A 2053-nucleotide genomic window follows, 5' to 3' on the forward strand; every position below is an offset into this window, starting at 1 on the left:
AGGACGGTGTTGGGTGTGCTCATGAGGATTCCGATTCCTTGGGGACCATTCGCAAGGCACGGCTCGCCGGCCTTGCGAATGGCGGCTGGAAAAACCAGCCGCGGGAAAGACCGCCGCGCGCGCAGCGCGGCGGGGGTGGGTCAGCTCTGGCAGTCGGCCGGGGTGCGGGCCGACAGCTTCTTCTCGGCCGCGTACTTCGACGCCGTGGCCTTGACCATCGGCTTGATGATCTGCTGGTCGGCTTCGATCCAGTCGGTGGTGAAGCCCCACTTGGTGCCGTCCCAGGTGTGGATGCGCGCCGCGCCCGCGCCGACGTGGTCGGCGCACGAGGTGCTGATCGGGCCGCGCAGCACGCCCTTGAAGCCCAGCGCGTCCAGCTTGGCCTGCGTCAGGTTCAGGTTTTCCAGGCCCCAGCGCACCTGCTCACCCGTCATGACCTTGCCCTTGCCGAAGCGCTCCTGCGCCGCGCGGATGCCTTCGACGCCCATGGCCGCACTGACCACGCCACGCAGGTACAGGGTTTCACCGACCTCGTCGCGCGGGCCGGTGCCCTGGTTCTTGTCGTGCAGCTTGGCCAGGATCTCCTTGATGATGGGGGCGTTCTTGTCGGTGCCGTGTTGCAGCGTGACGCCGTTGTAGCCCTTGGCGCCCATGCCCACGTCCTTCACGTCGGGCTCGGCACTGGACCACCACACGCCGTACATCTTCTCGCGCGGGTAGCCGGTGGCCTGGGCCTCCTTCAGCGCGGTGGAGTTCATCACGCCCCAGCCCCAGAGCAGGGTGTAGTCGGGGCGCGACTGGCGGATCTGCAGCCAGGTGGCTTTCTGTTCCACGCCGGGCGCGGCAACGGGCAGCAGCTGCAGTTCGAAGCCGTGCATCTTGCTGCGCTCCTGCAGCAGCGGGATGGGCTCCTTGCCGAACGGCGAGTCGTGGTACACGAGGGCGATCTTCTTGCCCTTGAGCTTGTCGAGGCCGCCTTCCTTCTGCGCGATCGCCTGCACGATCACGTCGGCCGCCACCCAGTAGGTGCCCAGGATGGGGAAGTTCCATTTGAAGATGGTGCCGTCGGCGCTCTCGCTGCGGCCGTAGCCGGTGGTGATCAGCGGGATCTTGTCGACCGAGGCTTTTTCCGTCAGCGCGAAGGTGGCGCCGGTGGCCCAGGGGTGGATCAGTGCGGCGCCGCCGTTCTTGCCCTTGAGGCGCTCGTAGCATTCCACGCTGCGCGCCGTGTCGTACATGGTTTCGCACTCTTCCACCAGCAGCTTGACGCCGTTGATGCCGCCGCGCGCGTTGACCAGCTTGTAGTAGTCGACGATGCCGTTGGCGGTGGGCGTGCCGTTGGGGGCGTAGGCGCCGGTGCGGTACGACAGCACGGGCAGGTACTGCTCCTTGGCCTGGGCCCATGCGGCGGTCGTCACCAGCGACGCGGCGCCTGCGAGCGCCACCGTGGCGGCCACAACGATCTTGCGAAGTTTCATATCTGTCTCCATGTAGTTAAGGGTTGAAACACACACTCAGTAAACGCTCAATCACCACGAAAAACATCGGTACTTGCGAGCAGCGCCGCCGCTCAGTGAGGGAAGGGCCACAGGCGCAGCTTCTGCTTGCCGATGGACCACAGCCGCGCCAGCCCATGGGGCTCGACGATCAGGAACCACACGATCAGGCCGCCGAAGATCATCAGCTCGGCGTGCGAGACCGCGGTGGTGGAAATTTCAAAGCCGAACAGCCCGGCCACGAAAGGCAGGAACTGGCTCAGGGCGATGGGCAGCACGACGATGAAGGCGGCGCCGAAGAAGCTGCCCATGATGGAGCCCAGGCCGCCGATGATCACCATGAACAGCAGGCGGAACGAGTAGTCCACCGAGAAGGCCGAGGGCTCCCACGCGCCGAGGTAGACGAAGGCCCAGAGCGCACCGGCCACGCCGATGATGAAGCTGCTGACGGCGAAGGCGCTGAGCTTGGCGTACATGGGCCGGATGCCGATCACGGCGGCGGCCACGTCCATGTCGCGGATCGCCATCCACTCGCGGCCGATGGCGCTGCGCACCAG

General features: G+C 66.2%; 2 protein-coding genes. Both read right to left on the reverse strand.

Translation table 11 applies throughout. From position 1 onward, the window contains the following. Positions 1-140: 140 nt before the first annotated feature. Positions 141-1478 (reverse strand): ABC transporter substrate-binding protein, encoded by a 1338-nt coding sequence (locus AC07ZS_RS29730; protein WP_494802024.1) that lies wholly within the window; start codon positions 1476-1478, stop codon positions 141-143. A 92-nt stretch (positions 1479-1570) separates the two neighbouring features. Further along, positions 1571-2053 (reverse strand): branched-chain amino acid ABC transporter permease (locus AC07ZS_RS29735; protein ID WP_494802025.1); only part of this gene is annotated, 483 nt, incomplete at its 5' end.

The organism is Hydrogenophaga sp. GW456-12-10-14-TSB4, assembly GCF_059424305.1.

Coding starts and splice junctions, on each gene's coding strand:
- AC07ZS_RS29730 (WP_494802024.1), bottom strand. CDS start 1,478: ATGAAACTTCGCAAGATCGTTGTGGCCGCCACGGTGGCGCTCGCAGGC.